The 18,969-nt window shown below is 58.6% G+C and carries 22 protein-coding genes; 19 read left to right on the top strand and 3 right to left on the bottom strand.

Annotated elements, in window-relative coordinates:
- Positions 1 to 56: 56 nt before the first annotated feature.
- The 12 genes from rsmI (at position 57) to OIM11_08955 (ending at position 11,740) form a co-directional block, all read left to right on the top strand.
- On the top strand, positions 57 to 893 hold the full coding sequence (rsmI, locus tag OIM11_09010) for a 16S rRNA (cytidine(1402)-2'-O)-methyltransferase (GenBank protein HJJ01259.1): 837 nt from the start codon (positions 57 to 59) through the stop codon (positions 891 to 893).
- Positions 894 to 942: 49 nt separating this feature from the next.
- A complete protein-coding gene (metG, locus tag OIM11_09005) occupies positions 943 to 2,487 on the top strand; it encodes a methionine--tRNA ligase (GenBank protein ID HJJ01258.1) in 1,545 nt (514 codons plus the stop codon).
- Positions 2,487 to 3,554 (top strand): TatD family hydrolase, encoded by a 1,068-nt coding sequence (locus OIM11_09000; GenBank protein HJJ01257.1) that lies wholly within the window; start codon positions 2,487 to 2,489, stop codon positions 3,552 to 3,554. Before metG ends, OIM11_09000 begins: the two co-directional genes overlap by 1 nt.
- 11 nt (positions 3,555 to 3,565) lie before the next feature.
- Complete coding sequence (locus OIM11_08995; GenBank protein ID HJJ01256.1) at positions 3,566 to 4,591, top strand: flavodoxin family protein; 1,026 nt, start codon at positions 3,566 to 3,568, stop codon at positions 4,589 to 4,591.
- Positions 4,591 to 5,472, top strand: a complete 882-nt coding sequence (rsmA, locus tag OIM11_08990) for a 16S rRNA (adenine(1518)-N(6)/adenine(1519)-N(6))-dimethyltransferase RsmA (protein HJJ01255.1) — start codon at positions 4,591 to 4,593, stop codon at positions 5,470 to 5,472. The genes OIM11_08995 and rsmA overlap by 1 nt, the downstream gene beginning before the upstream one ends.
- A gap of 369 nt (positions 5,473 to 5,841) precedes the next feature.
- On the top strand, positions 5,842 to 7,317 hold the full coding sequence (locus OIM11_08985; protein ID HJJ01254.1) for a glycosyltransferase family 2 protein: 1,476 nt from the start codon (positions 5,842 to 5,844) through the stop codon (positions 7,315 to 7,317).
- A gap of 28 nt (positions 7,318 to 7,345) precedes the next feature.
- Positions 7,346 to 7,621, top strand: a complete 276-nt coding sequence (locus OIM11_08980) for a hypothetical protein (GenBank protein ID HJJ01253.1) — start codon at positions 7,346 to 7,348, stop codon at positions 7,619 to 7,621.
- 8 nt (positions 7,622 to 7,629) lie between these two features.
- The gene (locus tag OIM11_08975; protein ID HJJ01252.1) at positions 7,630 to 8,760 is read left to right on the top strand and encodes a hypothetical protein; all 1,131 of its coding nucleotides are present in this window, start codon (positions 7,630 to 7,632) and stop codon (positions 8,758 to 8,760) included.
- 191 nt (positions 8,761 to 8,951) lie between these two features.
- Entirely contained in the window at positions 8,952 to 9,515 is a 564-nt protein-coding gene (gene infC / locus OIM11_08970) for a translation initiation factor IF-3 (GenBank protein HJJ01251.1), read from the top strand.
- Positions 9,516 to 9,519: 4 nt separating this feature from the next.
- On the top strand, positions 9,520 to 9,717 hold the full coding sequence (rpmI, locus tag OIM11_08965; GenBank protein HJJ01250.1) for a 50S ribosomal protein L35: 198 nt from the start codon (positions 9,520 to 9,522) through the stop codon (positions 9,715 to 9,717).
- A 48-nt stretch (positions 9,718 to 9,765) separates the two neighbouring features.
- Positions 9,766 to 10,122 carry a 50S ribosomal protein L20 gene (rplT, locus tag OIM11_08960; protein ID HJJ01249.1) on the top strand — a complete coding sequence of 119 codons (357 nt, stop codon included), beginning with the start codon at positions 9,766 to 9,768 and terminating at the stop codon, positions 10,120 to 10,122.
- A gap of 235 nt (positions 10,123 to 10,357) precedes the next feature.
- Positions 10,358 to 11,740: a MerR family transcriptional regulator gene (locus tag OIM11_08955; GenBank protein ID HJJ01248.1), complete on the top strand. Its 1,383-nt coding sequence runs from the start codon at positions 10,358 to 10,360 to the stop codon at positions 11,738 to 11,740.
- On the opposite strand, the gene OIM11_08950 is transcribed toward OIM11_08955, so the two are convergent.
- The gene (locus tag OIM11_08950) at positions 11,737 to 11,952 is read right to left on the bottom strand and encodes a helix-turn-helix domain-containing protein (protein HJJ01247.1); all 216 of its coding nucleotides are present in this window, start codon (positions 11,950 to 11,952) and stop codon (positions 11,737 to 11,739) included. The genes OIM11_08955 and OIM11_08950 overlap by 4 nt on opposite strands.
- A gap of 88 nt (positions 11,953 to 12,040) precedes the next feature.
- Here OIM11_08950 and OIM11_08945 point away from each other — a divergent pair, with 88 nt between their 5' ends.
- Entirely contained in the window at positions 12,041 to 12,949 is a 909-nt protein-coding gene (locus OIM11_08945) for a hypothetical protein (protein HJJ01246.1), read from the top strand.
- Positions 12,950 to 13,185: 236 nt separating this feature from the next.
- Entirely contained in the window at positions 13,186 to 13,416 is a 231-nt protein-coding gene (locus OIM11_08940; protein ID HJJ01245.1) for a hypothetical protein, read from the top strand.
- A gap of 37 nt (positions 13,417 to 13,453) precedes the next feature.
- Here OIM11_08940 and OIM11_08935 read toward each other — a convergent pair whose 3' ends face one another.
- Positions 13,454 to 13,705 (bottom strand): hypothetical protein, encoded by a 252-nt coding sequence (locus OIM11_08935; GenBank protein ID HJJ01244.1) that lies wholly within the window; start codon positions 13,703 to 13,705, stop codon positions 13,454 to 13,456.
- Between the two features lie 17 nt (positions 13,706 to 13,722).
- On the opposite strand from OIM11_08935, the gene OIM11_08930 reads away from it, so the two are divergent.
- Complete coding sequence (locus OIM11_08930) at positions 13,723 to 14,241, top strand: GNAT family N-acetyltransferase (protein ID HJJ01243.1); 519 nt, start codon at positions 13,723 to 13,725, stop codon at positions 14,239 to 14,241.
- Here the strand turns inward: OIM11_08930 and OIM11_08925 are convergent.
- Entirely contained in the window at positions 14,238 to 14,423 is a 186-nt protein-coding gene (locus OIM11_08925) for a 4Fe-4S binding protein (GenBank protein ID HJJ01242.1), read from the bottom strand. The two genes, OIM11_08930 and OIM11_08925, sit on opposite strands and share 4 nt — an antisense overlap.
- A gap of 439 nt (positions 14,424 to 14,862) precedes the next feature.
- On the opposite strand from OIM11_08925, the gene dnaK reads away from it, so the two are divergent.
- The 4 genes from dnaK (at position 14,863) to OIM11_08905 (ending at position 18,862) form a co-directional block, all read left to right on the top strand.
- A complete protein-coding gene (dnaK, locus tag OIM11_08920; protein ID HJJ01241.1) occupies positions 14,863 to 16,779 on the top strand; it encodes a molecular chaperone DnaK in 1,917 nt (638 codons plus the stop codon).
- Positions 16,780 to 16,781: 2 nt separating this feature from the next.
- The gene (gene grpE / locus OIM11_08915; GenBank protein ID HJJ01240.1) at positions 16,782 to 17,408 is read left to right on the top strand and encodes a nucleotide exchange factor GrpE; all 627 of its coding nucleotides are present in this window, start codon (positions 16,782 to 16,784) and stop codon (positions 17,406 to 17,408) included.
- A gap of 62 nt (positions 17,409 to 17,470) precedes the next feature.
- Positions 17,471 to 18,448, top strand: coding sequence for a DnaJ domain-containing protein (locus OIM11_08910; GenBank protein HJJ01239.1), 978 nt, complete (start codon positions 17,471 to 17,473; stop codon positions 18,446 to 18,448).
- 15 nt (positions 18,449 to 18,463) lie between these two features.
- On the top strand, positions 18,464 to 18,862 hold the full coding sequence (locus OIM11_08905; GenBank protein HJJ01238.1) for a helix-turn-helix transcriptional regulator: 399 nt from the start codon (positions 18,464 to 18,466) through the stop codon (positions 18,860 to 18,862).
- Positions 18,863 to 18,969 lie beyond the last annotated feature (107 nt).

Here is an 18,969-nt window from a genome sequence, read left to right as displayed (position 1 = left end):
CCATGAAAATGAGACAGTTGCTCAGAGCAACTGTCTCATTTTATTTGCAGGCGACGATGACCGGGAAGCTGATCATAGTGCCCACGCCGCTGGGCAACCTAGGCGACATGACTGCCCGTGCGCTTGAGGCGCTCGAGCAGGCTGACGTCGTCTGCGCCGAGGACACGCGGGTGACCGGCAAGTTGCTGGCACATTTCGGCATCGAGAATCATCTCGAGCGCTGTGACGAGAACGTCATCGCCGCAAAGTCACCGGCCCTCGTAGCCCGCATGCTCGATGGAGAGACGGTGGCGTTTTGCTCGGATGCGGGCATGCCGGGCATCAGCGATCCGGGCTGCGTGCTCATCGATGCCGCACGCAAGGCGGATGTGCCCGTAGACGTCTTGCCGGGTCCGTCTGCCGTGACGACTGCGCTCGTTGCCTCGGGGTTCAAGTACAACGCTTTCTACTTTGGGGGCTTTCTGCCGCGCAAGGAGGCCGAGCGCACCGCGCTGCTCGAGTCGCTGGCAAACCTCGATGCCGCGCTCGTCTTCTACGAGTCGCCCCATCGCGTCACCGCATCCGTTGCATCCATCGCGCAGGCATATGGCGCCCGTCCGGTTGCGCTGTGCCGCGAGCTCACCAAGCTGCACGAGGAGGTCCTGCGCCTGCCTGCTGACGAGCTTGCCGCAAACCTCGTCGCCCGCGATGCTGTCAAGGGCGAGATCGCTCTCGTCATCGCCCCGCCGGATGTCCGGGCACAACAGGAAGCCTCGCTTGATGATCCCGCTTTGCGCGAACGCATCGCCGCTGAGCTCTCCGCCGGCACGTCCAAGTCGGCTCTCGCCAAGCAGCTCGCTCGCGAACTTGGCCTTCCTAAAAACAAGCTCTACGAGCTCATCCTGGGGATGTAGCCGCTATAATCTCCACCAGCATATCCGTTCGAGTGAGGACCAAGACCCCATGAGCAAAGATCCATTCTACGTAACCACGCCCATCTACTACGTTAACGGCGAGCCGCACATCGGCACCGCCTACACCACCGTTGCAACCGACGCCACCGCGCGTTTCGCGCGCATGGACGGGCGCGACGTCTTCTTCCTCACCGGCATGGACGAGCATGGCGAGAAGGTCGCCGAGGCCGCTGCCGCGCACGGCATGACGCCGCAGGAGTGGTGCGACAGCCAGGTGACGCAATTCACCGAGCTGTGGCGCGACCTCGACATCACCAACGACGACTTCATCCGCACGACGCAGCCGCGCCACGTGAAGGGCGTCCAAGACTTCATGCAGAAGCTCCATGACAACGGATACCTCTACAAGGGAACCTACGATGGCTACTATTGCACGCCGTGCGAGACGCAGTTCACCGAAGGTGACCTGGTTGACGGCAAGTGCCCCGATTGCGGCCGCGAGGTCAAGGTCATCCACGAGGAGAATTGGTTCTTCAAGCTCTCCGAGTTTGGTGACAAGCTGCTCGCGTACTACGACGAGCATCCCAACTTCATTCGCCCGCAGATTCGCGAGAACGAGATCCGCTCCTTCATCGAGGGCGGCATGCATGACCTGTCCGTGAGCCGTACGGCGTTCGACTGGGGCATCCCGCTGCCATTCGACCCCGAGCATGTCACCTACGTGTGGGTCGACGCGCTCATCAACTACCTCACCGCACTCGGCTACGGCAGCGATGACACCACGCTACTCGAACGCTTCTGGCCGGCGAACTTCCACTTCGTGGGCAAGGATATCATCCGCTTTCACTGCGTGATTTGGCCGGCCATGCTCATGGCCGCTGGCATGGAGTGCCCGCGCCACGTCTTCGCGCACGGCTTTCTGATGGCCGCTGATGGCTCCAAGATGAGCAAGTCGAAGGGCAACGCGCTCTATCCGCGCGACCTCATCGAGCGCTACGGTGTGGACGCCTATCGCTACTACTTCCTGAGTGACGTGACCTTTGGTTCCGACGCCAATATTGGCCACGACCGCATCACGCAGGTCTACAACGCCGATCTGGCCAACACCTACGGCAACCTCTTCAGTCGCGTGAGCAATATGGTCATCAAGTACTTCGATGGACAGGTACCCGAGGTCCCCGTCGAGCTCGGCCTGGAGGAAAATCCGCTCTCGGAGATTGCCGAGGGGCTCTACGAACGCTACGCCGCGTGCATGAACGACATCGACTTCGGTGGTGCCGCCGCTCATGTCATGGAGCTTCTGCATCGCGCAAACCTCTACGTCGAGGAAAGTGCGCCGTGGAACCTCGCCAAAAGCGAGGAGACCCAGGGCGAGCTGGCGTTCGTGCTCTACAACGCGCTGGAGACCTGCCGCATCGCCGCGCTGCTCCTTGCCCCCTTCATGCCCAATACGTCGACGGAGCTGTGGAGGCGTCTGGGCCTGGAAGACCCGTGCGCCGTCGACAACGCCGCCGAGCTCGCGCTGTGGGGCGGGCTTCCAGCCGGCAACGAGGTCACCAAGGGTGACGCTCTCTTTCCGCGTCTCGAGAAGTAATGGGCTACAACGACTTCAAACACTTCGACGAACGCGACGCGCTCTTTCGCAACTCGAAGGGCAAGGTCAAGCCTGCTCCCGAATTGCCGTACGGTACGCTTGTTGCCGACACGCATTGTCACCTGGGCATGTTTCCCGAACCAGGGCTCGCGCTTGCGCAGGCGGCGGCCCATGGCGTCGACTTCATCTGCTGCATGACCGATCCGACAAGACCCGAGCTTGACGGCGACGACGGAGACGTGACACGACGGACGGCGCGTGATACCTACGATGGGCTCGGCTCGTGGTTTGATGATGCCGCGGCATTGCTCGAGGAGTGGGGGATGGCGCAGGCCGTCATGCCGCGCGTGCGCTATGCCTGCGGCGTGCATCCGCACAACGCCAAGTACTTCGAGCGGGCACGAGACGAGCTTATCGTCCTGCTTGCCCGTCCCGAGACGTGCTGCCTGGGCGAGGTGGGGCTCGACTACCATTACGATTTCAGCCCGCGCGATGTGCAGCGCGAGGTCTTTGCCGCGCAATTGCAAATGGCGCAGGAGCACGGGCTTCCCGTAAGCCTGCATCTGCGCGAGGCTCATGACGACGCGCTCGCCATCTTGCGCGAGACGGGCGTCCCCAAAGCTGGCTGCATCGTGCACTGCTTCAACCTTGACGCCCAAACGCTGGCCCCGTTTCTCGAACTCGGCTGCTACGTTGCCTTTGGCGGGCCGCTCACCTTCAAGAAGAGCTGGGAGACGCGTGCGGCCGCTCTCGATGTTCCCGTCGATCGCCTGCTAACCGAAACCGATGCTCCCTACATGGCTCCCGAGCCCTTGCGCGGCACGGTCTGCACGCCGAGTCAGACCGTCTTCACCTTGCGCGAGCTGCTCGATTGCTTTGGATATGCGGGGGCCGAGCACGCCTTCGAGCTCCTGCAGCCGCGTCAAAGCGACATCGGCAAAGGCGCCGTGGCGCCGGTGACGTCCATGCCAGACTATGCGACCCTGCAACGGGGGCTCACCGAGCCGCAGTTCGCCGAGCGTGTCTTCCAGAACGCTCTCGATTTGCTCGATGTTGAGCGCGTCTGAGAGGAGCCTCCATGGCGAAGAAGTCAAGAAGGCAGAAGCTCCCAAGTGAGAAGGACTTCGAGAAGCTGAGCGCTCCCAAACCGGGTGAATCGGGGACCGCCCCCGATTCTCATTCCGACCGCGGCGAAGCGGAGTCGAGAAATCCCGCCACCGAAGACACGACCCGATCCACATACAACGTCGATGGCGGCATATCGGTTTCGCTTGCCGGAGATGTCACTGGCGCCGGAAATGTTGACGACCCCGACGGAAGCCCCGAAGGCACCCTGGACGAGGAAAGCTTCGAGGAGCTCTTCGGAGAGTCACCTCAGAGCTTTCTGAATCAGGTCAACGCGAAGCCCCTTACCCAGCTCAACGACGAGCCTGTCGTGCACACCTCTGATGCGGACAGCACCGACGCGGCTGCCGAGGGGGTTTCCGCTCGTCCCGACCCGGAGTCCGCCGATGATTCCGAGTCCGAGGATGCCTCCAAGTCGCCCGAGGTCCTCATCCTCGTGGGCTCTCCACATCGCGATGGTAAGTCGGCTCTCTTCGGCCGCAAGCTCAGGGAATACCTGCGCCTGTCAGGTTTTGCCGTCACGTTGTTCGAGATTTCGAAGTATCCAATTGCCGCCTGCACGGGCTGTGGCGTGTGCAGCCAGACCGGCGAATGCTGCATCAAGGGCGATTCGTGGAACGTGCTTTCGCGGCACATGAACTCCTGCGCGGCGCTCGTCGTTATTGCGCCTGTCTACTTTGCGGGACCTTCCGGTTGGCTCAAGGCCGCCCTTGACCGTTGCCAGATGTACTGGGCACGTAAGTACGTGCTCAGGAATTGGGTTCCGCGCAAGCGGCCGGCTCATCTTGTCGTCATCGGCGATGGCGGCGACCCCTTTGGCACCGAGCCCCTCGAGACCATATGCACCTCGGCGCTCAACTGCGCTGATCTGCGCATCGAGCCCCAGCGCATCCATCGCCTTATCGGCGATGCCTTCGACTTGTCCTATGCCGTCCAAGTGGCCGGTGCCGTGCGGGCCGACGTACCGAGGAGCCGCTAATGCCGTACTCGCCGCTGGCGAATCCCCGGGCGACCAGGGGTGTTTTGCAGGAGTTTGGTCTGAGCGCCAAGCATGCGCTTGGCCAGAACTTTCTCGTGGACGATAACGTCATCGGTAACATCCTGCACCTCGCGCATCTCGATGATCCACAGCCGGACGAAGAGCTCCCCACGCTGCTCGAGATTGGCCCGGGTATCGGCACGCTCACCATCGCACTGCTCGAGCGGGCCAAGCTCATCGCTGTCGAACGAGATCGTGATCTTCTCGATGTGCTCGCGCAGACGACTGCCGACCTTTCCCATCGTCTTGTCCTTATCGAAAAGGACGCATTGAAGCTGACGCGTGACGAGGTCGAGCGAGCCAGCGCGGCCCTTGATGCGCCTCTGCCGCATCAGCTCGTCTCCAACTTGCCCTATGGTATTGCCGCCACGGTGGTGCTCGACTGGCTTGAGCGCTTCGAGTTTCTCGATGCCATGACGGTCATGGTGCAAAGCGAGGTGGCGGATCGCATGTGCGCCGAAGTGGGCACCAAGAACTACGGCGCCTACACGGTCAAGCTGCGCCTGCGCGCGCACGTGACCGACCGTTTCCAGGTTCCGCCTGCCTGCTTCATGCCTGCGCCGCATGTCGAGAGTGCCGTCGTCCATATCGAGCGAAACGAGGACGCACCGGCTCCCGAGCTGCTCGAAGTCGCGAGCGCTCTAGCCGATGCGGCCTTTGCCCAGCGGCGCAAGACCATCCGCAACTCCATGAGCAGCCGCTACCCCAAGGACGTCGTCGACCGTCTGCTTGCCGAATGCGGCATCGCCCCCACGGTGCGCGGCGAAACTCTCGAGCCCGAAACCTACCTGCAAATGGCTATTGTGTTGCTGGCTCTGTGAGGATGTCCGTCCCTTAATTTACAGAAATGAAGGCGAGCAGATTGCAGACATCTCGAGGAGAGTTGCGCTGAGCCCGATGCGACCTTGCGAGGACTATCTGAGCGCACCGGCAAGCTGCAAAGCGGAGGTCCAAGGGAGCGCGCCGTAAAGACCGCGAAGCGGGCTGTCGGGAAGCGACCGTCGGAGCGATGCAGCTTGCCAGCGCGAGCTGAATAACAAGTGCGAGAGCAAGTCTGCAATCTGCTCGCCTGAATGTCCCCTTAACATCCCGTGCACAAACTGTGGAGCGATTGGCGCTTGCTAACGGCTTGCATTACAATGCAACAACGAATCTGCAGACAATACCTGGAGGGGTACCGCAGCGGGAATATGGCGACATTCGTCAACACCTTTAACCTGTTTCTGTTCTTCGTATTCAGCCTTTGCTACATGTATCAGGCCGTCTATGCCGTCATTGTCTTGGTGAAGGACCATCGACGCAAGATCACGCCCGTGCAAGACGAGCCGCTGCACAAGTTTGCCGTGATGATTGCCGGTCGCAACGAGGAGGCCGTTATCGGCGAGCTCGTGCGCAGCATCAAGAACCAGGATTACCCCGAAGAGCTCATCGACATCTTCGTCATTGCCGACAACTGTACCGACAACACGGCGCAGGTTGCCGAGGAGGCTGGCGCCGAGGTGCTCGTCCGCAACGACCGCCTGGTCGTCGGCAAGAGCCATGCGCTCGACTTCGCGCTCAATCGCATCCGCGTGCTCTACGGCGATTGCTCGGGGCGTACGGATTATGACGCCTATTTCGTCTTCGATGCCGACAACGTGCTCGATCCCGGATTCGTCGCGGCGATGAACCGCGGCGTGAACCGCGGCTACCAGGTGCTCACCTGTTATCGCAACTCGAAGAACTACGACTCCAACTGGATCTCCGCCGGCAGCGCCCTCTGGTTCTTGCGCGAGGCCAAGTTCCTCTCCAATGCCCGTTACATGATGGGCAGCTCGTGCGCCATCAGCGGCACGGGCTTCATGATCAGCGCCGATATCCTCGAATCCAACGGCGGATGGATCCATCACCTGCTCACCGAGGACATCGAGTTCTCGACGGATTGCATCGCGCATGGCATCCGCATCGGCTACTGCGCCGATGCCTACGTCTACGACGAGCAGCCCACGACGATGAAGGACTCCTGGCGTCAGCGCATGCGTTGGGCCAAGGGCTTCTACCAGGTGCTACTCAAGTACGGCTCCTTCCTCTTCAACGGCATTTTCCGTGGCAAGCAGGGCCGTTTCGCCTGCTACGACATGTTCATGACCATTGCGCCGGCCATGCTGCTCACCTTGGCCGGCGTCGCCGTCAACCTCGTCTTCTGCCTCACCGGCATCGTGCAGATGGCAGGCATTGCGGCATCGGTGCAAACGGTTGCCGCGAGTACCTCGGGGGGCGCTGGTGTCGTGGCGAGCGACCCCAATTGGTTCTCGATGGCCACGGGCATGATGAGTGGCTCCGTCTTCGAGGGCGACCCGCTGAGCTCCTTCAACATCAGCCAGGTTTCGACCGTGCTCGCCTATGCCGAGGCACGCGCGACCATCGTTACCTCGGTGCTCTCCCTTGCCGGCTGCTTCCTGAGCTTCGCGGTCGTCATGCTCGTGTTTGGCACGCTTACGACGATCACCGAGTGGAATCACATCCACGCGAAGAATTCCGATAAGATCAAGTATCTGTTCACCTTCCCGATCTTCATGCTCACCTACGTCCCCATCGCCCTCATTGCCGTCTTCAAGAAGGTCGAGTGGAAGCCGATCACGCATAATGTCGTGCGCTCGGTTGCCGACGTCGTGAGCAAGGGATAATCGGCTCTTTGCGAGGCGAGGAGGCACGATGAGCAAGCTCAGCCATATCGAAGACGTCGAGCGTCGCGCACAGCAGGCACGGCAAACCGTGACGCAGACCGTCGCACCAGAGCCTGAGGCTGCAGTGCCAGAACAGCCCGTTTCCGAGCAAGGCGACATGAGCGCCGAGCAGGAAGAGGAGTTCCACGGGCTGGATACGACGCCGCCCATGGGAGCTGGACACAAGGCGTTGATTGTCGTCGCAGTCGTCGTCGTAATTGTCGCAATACTGTATATTGTTAATAGCTGGGTTCACTTCGTATAGGGACGCATATGGATAAGCGCGAGAACGACGAGCAAAACGAGGTCGAGGTCCACCTCTTCGCGGAGGAGGACTTTAACGACGGTCGCCCTGCCGAGGAAACTCCGCAGGGAGAGATCACGGTGGATTTCGGCGAGGCCGCCGAGTCCATGCTCGATGACATCAAGTCCGATAGCCTCTATGGCATAAGCGCTGCAGCTGCCGCCGATGCCGATGACTTCGATCCGGGGGATATGTCTTCCGATGCCGTCGTCAACGTAGACGACGTGGTCGCGGCTCGCAGCAAGGGGGACCGTCTCACTGAGAGCGCCGATCTTGACGAGCTTTCCGAGTCCATCAACATTACCGAGCAGGAAACGGTCGAATACGTCGAGGACGATGACGAGTTTTCTGCCGAACGCGCGATGCGTAGCAGACGCCGTCTGCGCAACCTGCTCGTCTTCTTCATCATCATCCTGCTTGTCCTTATCGCCGTCATCGGCCTGTTCATCTGGCGCAACAGCACACCGCCGGGCGTTAAGCAGCCGGACTCCGATGTTCTGCAAACCTCGACGGCGGGTACAAACGCCGCGCAATTCCAGGCAATCGATGCTGCGCGTATCCCCGATCTCATCACCTACTTCGGCATGACGCCCGAGGCCGCTGTCGAGGCAAGCGGCAACTCGATTGCTCTCGATGCCGAGGCGACGGCTGCCTCGGATGCGACGCTGCCCAATGTCGTGAGGACGCGCAATGGATGGCTTGTCGGCCCCAACGGCGAGACGCTTGCGAGCATCACCTTCGGTCTCAATGCGGCGGGCGACATCGATTACATCTTCGCGTCATTCGACCTCGATGCCTTCGGCGTCGCCGATGCGAAGTTCGACGAGCTCATCGCCTCCAAGGTGGTCGCCTCCTCGATTCTCGCGGGCATCGGCCTTGATCCTGCCGCCGTCGAGTCCGCACAGCTCACTATCGTCGAAAACCCCCAGGCGGTGCTCTCGCGCGACACGAGCGCCCAGGAGGTGGCCGAGTTCACCGGCCCCACCAACATCGAGGGCGTCCCCGGCACCTGGAAGGTGACCGAGACGTACGATCACACGGCTGGCGTTACGGTGGGCGATAACAGCGTCATCCGCACGCTGAGCGTCGACCTACGCTAGAAATACTTCTTGCATGTGCCCGTGGGCACGTGTAAACTATGCGTCCGTATCTACGAAGTGAAGGTGCGCAAGCTACCTTCCACCTTTCGACGAGCAAGCGCTCAGTTGTCTGGTCACTTACAATTAGCCCTTCGGGGGTCTTTGTGTGTGCCTGTCGGCTGAATGCAGCTCGGCAGGTTTTTTATTAGGAGGTGTTTGTCATAGCAGCTCAGGACACACGGATCAACGGTGAGATTCATGCGCCGCAGCTCCTCGTCATCGGTGTCGATGGCACCAAGTACGAGATGGCTAACGATGCGGCACAACGCTTTGCCGAAGACCAGGGTCTCGATCTGGTAGAGGTCGCTCCCAACGCCGATCCGCCCGTTTGCCGCGTCATGGATTACGGCAAGTACAAGTACGAGCAGGCGGTCAAGGCCAAGAAGGCGCGCAAGAACCAGACCAAGATCGAGGTCAAGGAGATGAAGTTCCGCCCCAAGATCGATACGGGCGACTACGAGACCAAGAAGGGCCACGTGCTTCGCTTCCTCGGTAAGGGCAACAAGGTCAAGATCACCATCATGTTCCGCGGTCGCGAGATGGCTCATCCCGAGCAGGGCCTGACCATTCTCGAGAGGCTTGCCGACGACCTCAAGGACCTCGCCGTCGTAGAACAGCAGCCAAAGATGGAAGGGCGCAACATGCACATGATGGTGGCGCCGCTTCCCAAGGACGCACGCAAGAATTCCGGCAAGGAAAACGAAGACAAGGAGTAGCACCATGCCTAAGATGAAGACCCACAAGGGCACTGCCAAGCGCTTCCGCACCACGGGGTCGGGCAAGATCATGCGCGGCAAGGCTTTCAAGAGCCACATCATGACCAAGAAGTCCCAGAAGCGTAAGCGTAACTTCCGTCACGAGACGGTTGTCGCCGAGGCCGATGTGAAGGTCGTCAAGAAGAATCTGGGCAAGGCGTAAAGCGCGCAAGCCCGTATCCGTTTCAGTTGTTAGTAGGAGTTGATAAACATGGCACGTGTCAAGCGCGCAGTTAACGCCAAGAAGAAGCGTCGTACCGTATTCAAACGCGCAAAGGGTTACTACGGTGCTAAGTCCCGTCAGTATCGTGCGGCTAAAGAGCAGGTCCAGCATTCGCTGCAGTATGCCTATCGCGACCGTCGCAACAAGAAGCGCGAGATTCGCCGTCTCTGGATCACCCGCATCAACGCGGCTGCTCGCATCAACGGCCTGTCCTACTCGGTCTTCATGCATGGTCTCAAGACGGCTGGCATCGAGCTCGACCGCAAGGTGCTTGCCGATATGGCCGTCAATGACCCACAGGGCTTCGCCGAGCTGTGCAAGATTGCCCAGAAGGCTGCTGCATAAGCGCTGCTTGTCATTTCGACCGAAGCCGAGCGATTCTTCTGTCATTTCGAGCGAAGTCGAGAAATCCCACCATCAAAGGGGAGGCCTGTGCCTCCCCTTTGTCATTTCGTGCGCAGGTGCGAAGCGGCCCCTCTGTCATTTCGAGCGAAGTCGAGAAATCTCACCATCCAATCGTGTTTTCACCTTGACCTGGATATAGTGTCTGGGTTTAAAGTGCCCTGCGAGGAGGTGAAGCATGGACGAAAGCAATGACAAGCTGCTCACGGTAGCGCAGGTACACGAGCTCACTGGAATCACCGCTGCTCAGTTAAAGAACTGGGATAAGGAGGGCGTTCTTGTCGCACGGCGCTCGGGCGAAGGAATCGCGAATAATCGTAAGCTCTATACCATGGATGACGTTCGTAGGGCCCAGGAGATCCTCCTATATCGCAAGCTGGGCTTTAGTCTTGACCGAATCAAGGAAGTTCTTGCTGCTCCCGAGACGGAACGTGCTTCGCTCGTGGCAATGCGCACAAACGAGCTCAAGGAAGACTATGCCCACATCCAAAGGAAGATAGAACTGAGCTCGGCCCTCGAAGTTGTGGGTCCCGATTCGCTGATGGACGAGCTCGTTGGCATTGAGGGCCCTGACAGACTCATTGATGCTTACGAGAGGGACAAGAATCTGAGACAGTGGATTCGTTGGTCTCGTAGCCATACCGATCGCGATATCGAAAAAATCAATGCTGGGCTCCAAGATGCATTGGATAATCTTGTCCAGATACCAGATGATGCGACATGGGAGCTAGTCAAAGCTCATATTGCCCGCTTCTGTGATGCGTGGAGCAAACCATTTGGATGGCCCACTGTGGGACAGATGCTTGCATTCCACTTTACATTTGCCGAAATGGCAGAAAATGGGGAGAACGCAGACGGTCTTTTTGATGCCGAAGCGTGCGAGTCCCTCGCCGAGGCCTTTCGTCTTGCATGGGCATCAAGTGCCCTCAAATGCATGGAGGACGTTCTCGCGGTCTTGTATTGGAATGCCTGCGGGGGTGTGTCGCTAGGCCAGGTGCGTGAGACGGCAAAAGTGCTACAGGCTGCCGTAGCGGAATTCTCATACCGTCCCCATATGTCAGATGGCGAGCTGTCGCCGGAGCAGATGACGGAATTCGTTGAGATTACTCGGGCGATATTCGAGCTTTTGGAGGAAGTGGCCCTTGACGAGAGACTCGAACGTTACTTACATCTCGATGAGTTCTATGCCGTGGATGGTCCCGGTCTTGAGACTGCTCGACATATAACCGAAGCTTGGGTCGAGGGCTATCTCGAGTCATGGTTTTCGGATGGCGGCGCGTCAGAGATTGAGCAGAGAATCGATGAGTGGATTGACGCATTGCGGCTGCAATGGGAGCGCGTGACGCATGGCGGTTCTCAGGTGGACTGCCCTGGATCTTTGGACGAAGAAGAACAGGTTGAGCGCTTTTCCGCATGGGTCGAGGAACATTATGCATGCACTTTCGCCGACCCACCCGAAGCTCGTTGGTCAAGCGAGGAAGAGGATTGCACGGTGGAGAAGAGGGCGCGCGATTTCGCGCAGCGGATGGTGTCAGAGGGAAAGATGACTACGCCTGACTAGAACTCGACGAGCGATTTCACGCTGACGCCAAGGGCATCGGCGATACGTCCAAGGTCATCGATTCCAACGCTGACGCGGCCGGTTTCGATGCGCCAGATGTGGGACTTACTGCTGCCTATCATGAGGGCTAAACGTGCCTGAGAAAGCCCCTGCTCTTCACGTCGTGCCCTGATGCATAGTCCGAGAGTTAGCCTTTTATCCAGAGTGTCCATAGCCTAAGCCTATGTGCTAGACTTTCAAAGATGGCTTCATATATGAAGCCATAACAGAAAACCTAGAACAGATAAGAGAGGAGCTGCCATGGGAGAAAATAATTTGCAAGGGGCATCACGCTTCCCAAATGGGGAGGATGCAGCTTTAAAGGGCGATCGTCCCACGACCGCCATTGTTCTTGCTGCCCTGGCCGTTGTTTTAGCGGTGATTAACGTGTCGTATACGACTGTTGGAGGCCTAGACATCGGCATCAGCGTAGTTTCGGCGCTTGCCATGGGCACAGGAACGATGTTTACGATCTATTCGCTATTGTGGGACCTGCTCTTTCTTCTCGCGCCAGTGCTCGTGTTAATCGCCTTGTGCACCCGTGGTCAAGCCGCAAAAAAGATGCTCATCACATCAATGTCTCTGGGACTTGTGATCATGGTGTTGAATATAGTGTTCGGCGTGATTATGTCCACATCAGGAATGAATGTCTTGAGATACTTCAGTCTTCTTGAGATGGTGACAATTGCCGCGCAATCAAATGCTGTCAGCATCATCTTGCAGCTTCTCGTCTATGGTGGCTCGCTTGCTGTATTTCTCATTGCTATGAACACAAAGGGAAATCAGTTCAAAATCGCAATAATTGGTTTTTCGATTGTTGCGCTTGTTGGCCTCGTGCTCATGATTGCAGGTATGCAGCCTTACGCTTACTCCGTGCGGGGCTATACAATTCTGGGATATACGGTTCCAAGTTACGCGTCCTATTTCGTTGGGGAGTTCCTATCTAACGTTCTCATGTGGACAGCCATCACTGTTTTCTTTAAGTTCGCAGCTGAAGGTGCTGTGACTTCCGTGGCTAGCACTATAGATACGGAGGTGTCCGTTCAGGTGTCAAATGACGTGAGTGTAGGCAAAAAGTCACAAAAGGAGGAGACCTCAGACATAGAGGTAACCGAGAAAGGTTCCATGGTGGAGTCCTCGATTCAGGTTGATGATAGGGGGCAATCATGAAACCCATGGTCAATTGCGGCATTGCACTACTGATTATCCTGTCCATGGCCGCAACGGGATCTCTCGTTGCGTGTTCGGAAACGACGAGCAGCCCTACAAGTTCTCCCACGGCTTCCGTACAAAGCTCGGAGTCGACCAGCGCAGGATCATTCTCCTCGAGTTCTACAACCACGAGTGAATCAGCTTCAGCTCAGCAGTCGTCAGCTAGTGGAATCACCCCTTCCTTCAAGGAGGCTATGGATGAATACGAATCGTTCATAGAGGGGTACTGCGACTTCATGCACAAATATATAGATTCAGGCTATAGCGCCTCGATGATGAGCGATTATTCCAAATGGATGAACCAGTACTCGACCATGATGGCAAAGATTCAAGCCGTGGATTCGAATTCGCTTTCTGCAGCGGACAGCGCTTATTATCTCGAGGTGGTTAACAGAACGAATCAGAAACTGGCCTCCATCCTCTGACACTGGGGCTATAACGCAAACGGGGCGGATGACGTCGTTATTCGCCCCGTTCGCAATCATCAGAGCGCAGCACTTGGTGTGGAGTCCTCCTCTTGCCATGAAATGTGCCGGTATGGCCACGGTGCTCGTGCATGAACGTCACTGCTGCTGTCGCCGATGCCGTCGCCAGCATCATCAGCGCTGCCACAATCTCTCCCATCTTCTTTTCTTTAATTTTTTGTGAAGGGGGCCTTTGTTGGGGTATCGTTTCATTTGGAACGAAACGCATGCCAAATGCGTCCATTCCCATAGAGAGGGTAGGACCCCGTGTCTCAACTGGATTTCATCCGGGTCAAGGATCCGGAACACATTGCCGAACTTGCGATTTTCGCAGAGGGCATTTTCAGGGAGTATTTCTCGACACTTCACGAGCCTGCGAAGGTCGATTACCTGGTAAATCACACCTTGTCGCTCGAAACGCTTACCACCGCCATCGCCGATGAAGGCTATGAGTACTACTTCGTCGATGACGCGCAGACGGGGGAGCATCTCGGTTTCGTCGGCATCAGACCCGACGACGGCTTCCTTTACCTCAGCAAGCTCTATCTCATCAAGGGCGCGCGCGGCAAAGGTCTTGGTCGCGCCGAGTTCGAGTTCGTGAAACAACGTGCGCGAGAGCACGGTCTCGGACGCATCAGGCTCACGTGCGCACGCGACAACATCGCGAGCCTCGATCGCTACGATCACATGGGGTTCAAGAGAATCGCCTGCGTCAACAATGACGTTGGCGGCGGCTTTGAGATGAACGACTACCTGATGGAGTACACGCTCGAGGACGCTTCCTAGTCCTCGTCAACCTCGATGGCGCCGAGCGGGCACTCTTCCATGCACTCGCCGCAACCGTCGCAGCTATCCTCGTTTACAACAGAAGCGACGCTTCCGACAATGTCGAGCACACCATTGGGGCAGGTATCAACGCAGATACCACATCCTGAACATTCGTCGATGTCTATCGTGGGCTGGGGCATGTGCAAGCCTTTCGTCTCGGTAACATCACGTATGCAAAATAGCGGTAACCCCTCCATAAGGCAACATGTTTTTTCTTCGATTCCAAGAAGGCGGTTGGTGACCGCTTGTTCGTGAATGATGCCAAGAAACAAGGGTTCATGACTCCTCAAATGGCTATATCAGGGGCACTTTGCCATGTTTGGCGGCCATTGCCCCGCAGCTCTTGGCACCTTGCGGTCAGCGACCTCGCATCTTTGACAAGAAAAGACATGAACACATTGCTGGCGAGGGCGGCTTAGAAATCGAAGACGTACGCCAAGGTCAAACTAAGAATATCTAAGTGTTACATATTGGTAACAGGTGTTATAAATAGCTTATAAAACTTGACAATAGGTCACTTAGATTTCATAATGCTCAATGTAAATATATACGTAATTCCACATGAAGGAAGGCATAGATATGAGCAAGATTATTGGTATTGACCTTGGCACGACCAACTCGGCCATGGCGGTTCTCGAGGGCGGCGAGCCCACGATTATCGTCAACGCGGAAGGTGACCGCACCACTCCGTCCGTTGTCGGTTTCCGCAAGGATGGCGAGCGCGTCGTCGGCAAGGCAGCAAAGAACCAGGCTGTTACCAACCCCGAGAACACCGTTGCGTCTATCAAGCGCTTCATCGGTCGCAATTATGATGAGACCGAGTCCGAGCGTGCGACTGTCGCCTACAACGTCGTCAAGGGCAAGGACGGCCGTAACATGGTGCAGATCGACGGGCATGACTACACGCCCGAGGAGATTTCGGCCATGGTGCTCCAGAAGCTCAAGGCTGACGCCGAGAAGTACCTGGGCGAGCCGGTGACCGAGGCTGTCATCACCGTTCCGGCTTACTTCAACGACGCACAGCGTCAGGCAACCAAGGATGCTGGCAAGATCGCCGGCCTCGAGGTCAAGCGTATCATCAACGAGCCTACCGCAGCAGCGCTGGCTTACGGCCTCGACAAGAAGGGCGTCGACGAGAAGATCCTCGTCTTCGACCTCGGCGGCGGCACCTTTGACGTTTCCATCCTCGAGATGGGCGATGGCGTTTTCGAGGTCCTCGCGACCGCAGGCGACAACCACCTGGGTGGCGATGACTGGGATCAGCGCATCATCGATTGGCTGGCCGACAAGTTCCAGGCAGATCATGGTATTGACCTGCGCAAGGACAAGATGGCTCTGCAGCGCCTCAAGGAAGCTGCCGAGAAGGCCAAGATGGAGCTCTCCAACACGCAGCAGGCGGCTATCAATCTGCCGTTCATCACGGCTGTCGATGGCAACCCGGTCCACCTGGACTACTCGCTGACGCGTGCCGAGTTCGAGCGCATCACCGCAGACCTGCTCGAGCGTTGCAAGACGCCGGTCGAGACCGCGATGAAGGACGCTGGCCTTTCCAGCGGAGAGATTGACGAGGTCATCCTCGTTGGTGGCTCCACCCGTATGCCGGCTGTCCAAGAGGAAGTCAAGAAGATCACGGGCAAGGATCCGCACATGGGTGTCAACCCGGACGAGGTCGTTGCCATCGGCGCGGCTATCCAGGGCGGCGTGCTCGGCGGTGACGTCGAGGGCATCCTCCTGCTCGATGTGACCCCGCTTTCGCTGGGCGTCGAGACCATGGGTGGCGTCATGACCAAGATGATCGATCGCAACACGACGATCCCGACGCGCAAGACCGAGGTGTACTCCACGGCGGCCGATAACCAGACCTCCGTCGAGATTCACGTCCTGCAGGGCGAGCGCGAGTTCGCACGCGACAACAAGACGCTGGGTCGCTTCCAGCTGACGGGTATCCCGGCGGCACCGCGTGGCATCCCGCAGATCGAGGTCACGTTCGACATCGACGCCAACGGCATCGTCAACGTGTCCGCCAAGGATTTGGGCACGGGTCAGGAGCAGAAGATCACGATCTCCGGTTCCACGGCTCTGTCCGACGAGGAAGTCGACCGCATGGTGGCCGACGCCCAGGATCACGCGGCCGAGGACGAGGCCCGCAAGGCCGAGGTCGAGACCCGCAACCAGGCCGACTCGATCGTCTACGCGACCGAGAAGACCCTCAAGGATCTGGGCGACAAGGTTCCACAGGCGTCCAAGGACGAGGTCGAGGCAGCTATCGCAGCCGTCAAGACGGCTCTCGAGGGCAGCGATGTCGACGACATCAAGGCCAAGACCGAGGCCCTGCAGCAGGCAAGCTACAAGCTTGCCGAGATCGCGTACGGCAATGGTCAGCAGGCTGACGGTCAGCCGGGCAACACCGCAAGCGGTTCGTACGACACCAACGCCGGTGGCGACGAGGTCGTCGATGCCGACTACGAGGTCGTTGATGACGAGAAGGACAACTAATCATGTCCGCCGCGCAGAAAGACGATACGCTCAAAGGGGCTGCCACTGGCAGCCCCGAGGGCGCTAGCCCCGTAGACGAGAACGTCGAAGAGGCCATCGAGGCCGAGGTCATCGAGGAGCAAGACGAGGTCCAGGAGGACACTCCCAATCTCTTCGAGGCCATCACTGCCGAGGTGACCGAGCTACGCGATCGCTACGCGAGGCTGCAAGCAGAGTGGGACAACTACCGCAAGCGCACGCAGGCAGAGCGTGAGTCCGAGCGTGTGCGTGCCTCGGAGAATCTCGTCATGGATTTGCTCCCCCTGCTCGATGATCTCGAGCGCGCCATCAAGCACGCGAGGGAGACGGGCGAAGGCGGCACCCTGACGGATGGCGTCGAGGCAATCCAGAACAAGTTCCTGCAGATTCTGGAGAAACATAAGGTCACGCAAATCGCCGCGCTGGGCGAGCCGTTTGATGCGATGCAGCATCAGGCAGTTGGCACCGAGGAGGACGCAAGTGTCCCCGAGGAGACGGTCGTCAATGTGTTCCAGCAAGGCTACAAGATGGGCGAGCGTGTCATACGCCCCGCAATGGTCGTGACGAGCACCGGAGGCCCCGCACGGGAGCCGCAAGGAGCTAACGAGTAATAGTCGGGGAAACGCGTTCGTAAGAGCGCGTTTCTTCTTGTAGATAGAAAGGTGGAAGACGCATGTCAAAGAACTACTACGACATACTCGGCGTGAAGAAGTCCGCTTCCGCCGATGAGATAAAGAAGGCATTTCGCAAGCTTGCCCAGAAGCATCATCCCGATGCGGGTGGCGATGAGGAGACCTTCAAGGAGATTAACGAGGCGTACGAAGTCCTCTCCGATCCCGAGAAGAAGGAGCAGTACGACACCTACGGAACCGTGGGCAACTTCGCCGACCAGGCTGGCGCCTGGGGCGGTGCGGGCCAGGGATGGCCCGGCGGTGGCGGTCGTACCTACACCTACACTTCTAGCGGTGATGGTGCGGGCTTTGACTGGGCCGATATCTTCAGCAACATTCGCGGTGGCGATGGGGCGTTCGGCAGCGATTGGGATTTCAACGTCAATCGGGCGCATAAGGGCCAGGACCTCCAGACCTCCATCGAGCTCACGTTTGACGAGGCGTTCAAGGGCACGACGAAGAAGGTCTCGATCAGGATTCCGAGCACGGGCGATACCGAGACGGTCACGGTCAAGGTGCCGGAGGGCGCCGTTGACGGTGGCAGGTTGCGGTTCCGTGGCAAGGGCGAGCACGGCACCAACGGCGGCGAGCGAGGTGACTTGCTCATCGTCACGAAGATTGCCGAGCATCCCGTGTACAAGCGCGAGAAGGCGGATGTCGTGATGGAGCTCCCCGTCAGCATCGACGAGGCGATACTCGGCGCGAGCATCGTCATTCCCGCCCCAGACGGCACGCGCGTCAAGCTGCGCGTCCCCGCGGGCACGCAAGACGGCAAGGTCCTGCGCGTCAAGGGCAAGGGCGCCAAGGACGTGAAGGGCAAGAAGGGCACGGGCGACCTGCGCATCAAGGTGAAGGTCGAGACACCCAAGAACCTCAACGCCGAGCAGAAGAAGGCTATCGAGGAGTTTCGTGCTGCATCTCCCTCGCCGGATACGCTGCGAAGCGCTTTGAACGATCAGATGAAGGCCGTCAAGGCATAGGACAAGGAGCGCGTTATGGCACAGACAGATAGGAACAAGCCGCTCTACATGATTAGCGTCGCAGCCGATCTTGCCGGGCTTCATCCGCAGACCCTGCGCATCTACGAGGCAAAGGGTCTCGTGTCGCCCCAGCGCACGAGTGGCAACACACGCATGTACTCGCAAGCCGACGTTGATCGCCTGGAGCTCATCGGCAGGCTTACGGACGAAGGCATCAATCTGGCCGGCGTCATGCGCATCCTCGACCAGAGGGAGCGCATGCGCGAGATCCAGGCGGAGGCCGACAAGCTGCGCGAGGAGGTCGAGCGCCTGCATGATGCCATGCACGAGCTCGAGATGCGCCAGACAATCGCGACGCTCATGAACAAGCCAGACCATTCCAGGCTCCTGAGCGAGGGATTCTCCGGCTTGTAATGCACATCGTTTGCATTACTGCATTACGTAAATTGAAAGAAGTGGTCGCGTTGTTTCCTTCGAGGAACTTCGCGGCGTGCATATATAACTGAATAGTGGAGGAATAA

The sequence above is a fragment of the Coriobacteriaceae bacterium genome (genome assembly GCA_025992705.1).
In the GTDB taxonomy this organism is placed as follows: Bacteria; Actinomycetota; Coriobacteriia; order Coriobacteriales; family QAMH01; genus QAMH01.
Note: the sequence above shows the minus strand (reverse complement) of the source record. Positions and strands in the feature narration are given on the sequence as shown.